Genomic DNA, 6723 nt, shown 5'->3' with positions numbered 1-6723 from the left:
GACACCTCCGCCCGCGCCAGTTGGCGCGGCCGGACAAAGCAAACCTCCGTATGCTCAAAGAGAGCGACCGGCCAGACAAGGAAGCGGACCGACCGATGTTGCGATTCCTGCTCACGCGCATAGCGTCGGCGATCCCGGTCCTCGCCATTCTGAGCCTGGTCACCTTCGCCATCATCCAGGCGCCGCCGGGCGACTATGCCGACTACATCCGCTCGCAGTTGATCAATCAGGGCGGGGCCTCATTCGCCGAGGCCGACGCGCAGGCCAAGGCCTATCGGATAGAACATGGTCTCGATAAGCCGCTGCCCGTCCAGTATTTCAACTGGATCGGCGGCATCATCACCCGCGGCGATTTCGGCTACAGCCTCTATTACAATAAGCCGGTGGCCGATGTGGTGGGCGAGCGGCTGCCGCGCACGCTGCTCCTGGCGCTGGTGTGCCATCTGCTGGCCTCGGTCCTCGGTATCACCTTCGGCATATGGGCGGCGACCAGGCAGTACAGCTGGATCGACAGTACGCTGTCAGCGATTTCCTTCCTCGGCATGACGGTGCCGCGCTTCCTGATGGCGCTGATCATCGTTTATTTGCTGGTCTTCCAATTCAACGTCTCCGAGATCGGCAGCTTCTTTTCGCCGCAATTTGGCGGGGCGCCGTGGTCCTGGGCGAAGTTCGTCGATCTCGTCCGGCATGTCTGGCCGGTTGTCGCCATCGCCACCTTCGGCGGGCTCGCCTACAACATGCGGGTGATGCGCGGCAATCTGCTCGACACGCTGAACGCGCAATATGTCGAAACCGCTCGCGCCAAGGGCCTCAGCGGCGGTGCGGTCGTGATGCGCCATGCGGTGCCCAATGCGCTGCATCCGCTGGTCATGTATCAGGGCGTGGTGCTGCCCTATATGCTGACCGGCGAGATCGAGACCGCGATCATCTTTGCCCTGCCGACCGTCGGCCCGGCGATCGTTGGCTCGATGGCGGTCGGCGACGTCTATGTCACGGCGACATTCATGATGGTGCTGTCGGCGACGCTGATCGTCGGCAACATCATCGCCGACATGCTGCTCGTCATGCTCGATCCGCGTGTGCGCCAATATGCAGGGTCCTGAGATGCTTGCTTTCGAGTCCTCGCTGCCGCCACTTGCCGAGGAACCGGCCAAGATCAAGCCGCGCGGCAATGAGAGTTACATCGCACTCGTCTGGCGCCGCCTGAAACGGTCCTGGACCGGCATGGCCGGGCTCATCCTGGTCGCGTTTCTGGTGCTGCTGGCGGTGTTTGCCGACTTCTTCGCACCGATGGATCCCAAGGTGACCGATGTCGGCTTCGCCCCGCCGCAGGTGATGAGCTTCCATGACAAGGACGGCAACTTCGTCTTCCAGCCACGCGTCTATGCCCTGGCGGATTCGGAAGACCTCGACCCGGTTACCTTCCAACCCGTCGTCGGGCCGGACTACGACCATCCGCGGCTGCTCGGCTTCTTCGTCAAGGGAGCGGAGTACAGACTGCTCGGCCTGCTTCCCGCGAACCGGCACTTCTTCGGCTCGACCGACGGCCAGCCGGTGCACTTCCTTGGCACCGACAAATTCGGTCGCGATGTGCTGGCTCGTGCGATCTATGGTTCGCGCATCTCGTTGATGATCGCATTGACCGTGGTCTTCATCGTCACCGTGATCGGCACGACGGTCGGCATGGTGTCGGGCTATTTCGGCGGCACATTCGACGTCTGGGTCCAGCGCTTCGTCGAACTGGTGCTCGCGTTTCCGCAATTGCCGCTTTATCTGGCGCTGACCTCGCTGGTTCCGGTGACGGCGCCGACGAATGTCTTCCTGGCCTTCGTGATCGTCGTCATGTCGGCACTCGGCTGGGCGCAGATGTCGCGCGAAGTGCGCGGCAAGACCCTGGCACTGGCGCGGATCGACTACGTTCGTGCGGCGATGGCGGTCGGCGCCACAGATGGCCGCATCATCATGCAGCATATTTTTCCAAACGTGATGAGCCACGTCATCGTTGCGGTCACGTTGGCAATCCCCAGCGTCGTCCTGCTCGAATCCTTCCTCGGTTTTCTCGGCTTCGCGGTGAAGCCGCCGCTGATCTCCTGGGGCCTGATGCTGCAAGACACCGCGACCTATTCGGTCATCGGCACTTATCCCTGGATCCTTTCGCCGGTCGGCTTCGTGCTTGTCACCGTCTTCGCGTTCAACGCGCTTGGCGATGGACTGCGCGATGCGGTCGATCCTTATTGAGCATGACATGATGCAACACGCGCTCGTCAAATCCTTCGCACCGCCTGTCCGGCTCGACCATGACGGCCGTTCGGAAAACCCGGTCATCGATGCCCGCAACATCGCCGTCGATTTCAAGGTCGAACACGGCATGATCGAAGCCGTCAAGGACATCTCCTTCCAGCTCTATCGCGGCGAGACGATCGCCATTGTCGGCGAGTCGGGATCGGGCAAGTCGGTGACGGCGCGCACCGTCATGGGACTGTTGTCGAAGCGCGCAGTCGTGTCACCGAAATCGACTGTCGAATACAACGGGGCCAACATCCTGAAATTTTCCGAGCGTGCGCGGCGCAAACTGCGCGGCGACCGCATCTCGATGATCTTTCAGGAGCCGATGAGTTCGCTTAACCCGATCTACACGATCGGCAGCCAGATCGTCGAGGCGATACGGGTGCATCGCAAGATGAGCCGCAGGCAGGCCGAAGCAAGAGCGCTCGAGCTGCTGCAGCAGGTACAGATTCCTGAGCCCCATGCGCGGCTGAAACAATACCCGCACCAGCTTTCCGGCGGCCAACGCCAGCGTGTGATGATCGCCATGGCGCTGGCCAACGATCCCGATGTGCTGATCGCCGATGAGCCGACGACGGCGCTCGACGTCACGGTTCAGGCGCAGATCCTCAATCTCATCCGAAACCTGCAGAAGAAACTGCGCATGGCGGTGATCCTGATCACGCACGACCTGACCGTGGTGCGGCAGTTCTCCGACTATGTCTACGTCATGCAGCATGGGGAGATGCGCGAGCACAATGTGACGGAGAAGCTGTTCGCCAATCCACAGCATCCCTACACCTGTCACCTGCTTGCCTCCGAGCCGCGCGGCCAGGCAAATCCGTTGCCGGAAGGCGCCGACGTTATTCTTGAAGCTAGGAATGTGCGCGTCTCCTTCATGCTGCGGCATGGCACGTTCATGAGGCCGGACCTGCGCGAACTCGTCGCCGTCGACAGCCTCAGCCTGACCCTTCGGCGGCACGAGACGCTGGGTCTCGTTGGCGAATCCGGATCGGGCAAGACCACCTTCGGCGAGGCGTTGCTCAGGCTCAACACCACGGATAGCGGCGAGATCTATTTCGATGGCCGGCCGATCCATGGCTGTTCGCGGGCGCAGATGCGGCCGTTGCGGTCGCGCATGCAGGTCGTTTTCCAGGATCCGTTCTCGTCGCTCAACCCGCGCATGACGATCGGCCAGATCATCGAGGAAGGGCTGGTCGTCAACCGCATGGGCGCCACCAGGAACGATCGGATCGAGCGGGTGCGCGAGGCGCTGATCAGCGCCGGCATGCCCGGCGATATCCTCTCGCGTTTCCCGCACGAGTTTTCCGGCGGCCAGCGCCAGCGTATTGCGATTGCCCGCGCCGTCGCGCTCGAACCGGAATTCATCGTACTCGACGAGCCGACATCGGCGCTGGATCTCTCGGTCCAGGCGCAGATCATCGAATTGCTGCGCAAGCTGCAGCGCGAACGGGGCCTGAGCTATATCTTCATCTCGCACGACCTCAAGGTCGTGCGGGCGCTGTGCCACCGCGTCATCGTCATGCAGCACGGCAAGATCGTCGAAGAGGGGCCGGTCGACGAAGTCCTGTCCCATCCCAAGACCGCTTACACCGAACGGCTGGTCAAAGCCGCTTTCGAGGTAGCCTAATTGCTTATGCCGGAGGTTGTTGTGGCAAGAAATCCCAAGGTCGCTTTCATCGGAGCTGGCTCGACGGTGTTCATGAGGAACATCGTCGGCGACATATTGCAGCGTCCGGCTTTATCCGGCTCGACGATCGCGCTGATGGACATCAATCCGCAACGGCTCGAGGAAAGCGCAATCGTCGTCGGCAAGCTGATCTCGACGCTTGGCGTAAAGGCCAAAGCCGAAACCTATTCGGACCAGCGCAAGGCGCTGGCGGGCGCCGATTTCGTCGTCGTCGCCTTCCAGATCGGCGGCTACGAGCCCTGCACGGTAACTGATTTCGAAGTTCCGAAGAAATACGGGCTGCGCCAGACCATCGCCGATACGCTCGGTGTCGGCGGCATCATGCGAGGGTTGAGAACCGTGCCGCATCTCTGGAAGATCTGCGAGGACATGCTCGCGGTCTGCCCGCAGGCGATCATGCTGCAATATGTCAACCCGATGGCGATCAACACCTGGGCGATCGCGGAGAAATACCCTGACATCAAGCAGGTCGGCCTCTGCCATTCGGTGCAAGGCACGGCGATGGAACTGGCGCATGATCTCGACATTCCCTACGAGGAGATTCGCTACCGCTCGGCCGGCATCAATCACATGGCCTTCTACCTGAAGTTCGAGCATCGCCAGCCGGACGGCTCCTACCGCAATCTCTATCCGGATCTGCTGCGCGCCTACAGCGAAGGGCGGGCGCCGAAGCCTGGATGGAACCCGCGCTGCCCGAACAAGGTGCGCTACGAAATGCTGAAGCGCCTCGGTTACTTCGTCACCGAGAGCTCCGAACATTTCGCGGAATACACGCCCTATTTCATCAAGGACGGGCGCGAGGATCTGATCGAGAAATTCGGTATTCCGCTCGACGAATACCCGAAGCGCTGCATCGAGCAGATCGAACGCTGGAAGGGGCAAGCGGAAGCCTATCGCTCGGCTGACAAGATCGAAGTGGAGCAGTCGAAGGAATATGCGTCCTCGATCATGAACTCGGTCTGGACCGGTGAGCCGTCGGTGATCTACGGCAACGTCCGCAACAATGGCTGCATCACGTCATTGCCGTATAATTGCGCGGCCGAGGTGCCATGCCTCGTCGACGCCTCCGGCATTCAACCCACGTTCATTGGCGACCTGCCGGTGCAGCTCACCGCGCTGATCCGCACCAATATCAACGTCCAGGAGCTGACGGTCCAGGCGCTGATGACCGAGAACCGCGAGCACATCTACCACGCGGCGATGATGGACCCGCACACGGCGGCCGAGCTCGACCTCGACCAGATATGGTCGCTGGTCGATGATTTGCTGGTTGCGCATGGCGATTGGCTGCCGGCCTGGGCGCGTGGAGCGCGCAGCGTTCGGGCGGCCTGAGGCGCAGGGCTGTCTGTTTCACTCACCTATGCCGACCATAGGGCCGGCTTTGAAAGCGGAGCGGCGTTGCCGGCAGATGTTTCGAAATCAAAGAGCTTCTGCGTTACGAGAGCAGCCGCTCCCCTTGCCCAGGAATTGTCCTCCCAGTCCAGCAGCATTGGTGGTGCCGCGCGAAAGGTATTTTTCCCAAGCGTCAGCCGCATTGGGCCAAACAGCGCATCGCCAAACGACACGGCTTCACCGCCGACGACAATGACCTCCGGGTCGGTGATGTTGACAAGGTTGGCGAGATGCCGGCCGATGCCATGTCCGGCTTCTTCGAGAATGGCGACGGCTCGCGGTTCGCGGTCTGCCAAGGCTGCCATAAGGGTGGCTTTGCAATGCGCTTCGTCGTGGCCTGTGGCTTCGCGCCAGGTGCGCAGGACCGCCGGCTCGGCGTAATAGGCCATCAGGCAGCCGCGTTTTCCGCACTCGCAAAGGCGGCCGTTCTCCTCATAAGAGCTGTGGCCGAACTTGCCGGCGGCACCGTTCGCGCCGCGATAGAGTTTGCCATCGAAGACGAGCGCGCAGCCGATTCCGACGCCGATCGCCAGCACAGCCATATTGCGGTGCTGGCGTCCGAGGCCGAAGAGTTGCTGGGCAATGGCATAGGCATTGGTGTCGTCCTCAAGCCACACGGGGACGTCTACCAGTTCGGCCAGCATCGGGCCAAGGGGAACGTTGTCCCAGTTGTAGCGATTGCTGCGGATACATACAGCCTTCTGGTTGTCTATGACGCCAGGCATTGAAACGCCGATCCCGGCAAGCTTGGCAGCGGGCCGATCGACAATGGAAATCAGCTCCGGTACCGCCTTGGCCAAGGTCGCTATGATATGGTCGGGATCGCTGTCCGAGAGCTTGACGCGCAGAGACCCCAGCGGATTGGTCGCAAGATCGGTGACCACGCATTCGACCGATCCGACCATCAGCTTGAAACCTATGGCAAGGCCGTTGGCATAGTTGATATCCACCGGGATAGGGCGGCGCCCAGCCGAGCCCACGACTGTCTTGCCTTCGATCAGCAGGCCATCCTCGATGAGGTCGGCCACGACGAAGGTGACCGCTGCCGGACTAAGGCCGGTAACTGACGCTATGTCGGCCCGGCTGCGCGCTCCTTGCTGCCGCAAGAGATTGAGGATCAGTCTGCGGTTCATCGCCCGAGTCGTGCTCGGGTCACCCTTGAGCTTCACGGATCTGCTTTCTTAATTTTGTAAATTAATTATTGCCTCTCGAGAAAACATATGCGTAAGTTTGCCCGACTGTTCAACACCCGAACCGGGGGTCAGCGAAATTAATCCGGTTAGCAATGTCACCGCGCTCTGAAGCAGCGGGCAAGCATATTCCCTTGCCCGGGAGGTGAGCCGTGCCGTTGAGAA

General features: G+C 61.3%; 5 protein-coding genes. 4 read left to right on the top strand and 1 reads right to left on the bottom strand.

Annotated features, from left to right (window positions below):
* Nucleotides 1-95: 95 nt before the first annotated feature.
* Genes NKJ55_RS25930 through NKJ55_RS25915 form a run of 4 tightly spaced genes read left to right on the top strand, consistent with a single transcriptional unit; the run spans nt 96 to nt 5308 of the window.
* Entirely contained in the window at nt 96-1103 is a 1008-nt protein-coding gene (locus NKJ55_RS25930) for an ABC transporter permease (protein ID WP_352452370.1), read from the top strand.
* Nucleotide 1104: 1 nt separating this feature from the next.
* Nucleotides 1105-2238 (top strand): ABC transporter permease, encoded by a 1134-nt coding sequence (locus tag NKJ55_RS25925; protein WP_352452365.1) that lies wholly within the window; start codon nt 1105-1107, stop codon nt 2236-2238.
* A gap of 10 nt (nt 2239-2248) precedes the next feature.
* Nucleotides 2249-3916 carry an ABC transporter ATP-binding protein gene (locus NKJ55_RS25920; protein WP_352452369.1) on the top strand — a complete coding sequence of 556 codons (1668 nt, stop codon included), beginning with the start codon at nt 2249-2251 and terminating at the stop codon, nt 3914-3916.
* 21 nt (nt 3917-3937) lie between these two features.
* Nucleotides 3938-5308 carry an alpha-glucosidase/alpha-galactosidase gene (locus tag NKJ55_RS25915; protein WP_031211901.1) on the top strand — a complete coding sequence of 457 codons (1371 nt, stop codon included), beginning with the start codon at nt 3938-3940 and terminating at the stop codon, nt 5306-5308.
* A 26-nt stretch (nt 5309-5334) separates the two neighbouring features.
* Here NKJ55_RS25915 and NKJ55_RS25910 read toward each other — a convergent pair whose 3' ends face one another.
* A complete protein-coding gene (locus NKJ55_RS25910; RefSeq protein WP_352452364.1) occupies nt 5335-6537 on the bottom strand; it encodes an ROK family transcriptional regulator in 1203 nt (400 codons plus the stop codon).
* Nucleotides 6538-6723 lie beyond the last annotated feature (186 nt).

Origin of the sequence: Mesorhizobium sp. M0106 (assembly GCF_040322715.1) — a bacterium.
In the GTDB taxonomy this organism is placed as follows: domain Bacteria; phylum Pseudomonadota; class Alphaproteobacteria; order Rhizobiales; family Rhizobiaceae; genus Mesorhizobium.
This window is presented reverse-complemented; position numbering and strand designations above follow the sequence as displayed.

What these genes read in the sequence shown, in the direction of transcription:
- NKJ55_RS25925 (WP_352452365.1), top strand. Translation starts at nt 1,105, where the DNA reads ATGCTTGCTTTCGAGTCCTCGCTGCCGCCACTTGCCGAGGAACCGGCC.
- NKJ55_RS25930 (WP_352452370.1), top strand. Translation starts at nt 96, where the DNA reads ATGTTGCGATTCCTGCTCACGCGCATAGCGTCGGCGATCCCGGTCCTC.
- NKJ55_RS25920 (WP_352452369.1), top strand. Translation starts at nt 2,249, where the DNA reads ATGCAACACGCGCTCGTCAAATCCTTCGCACCGCCTGTCCGGCTCGAC.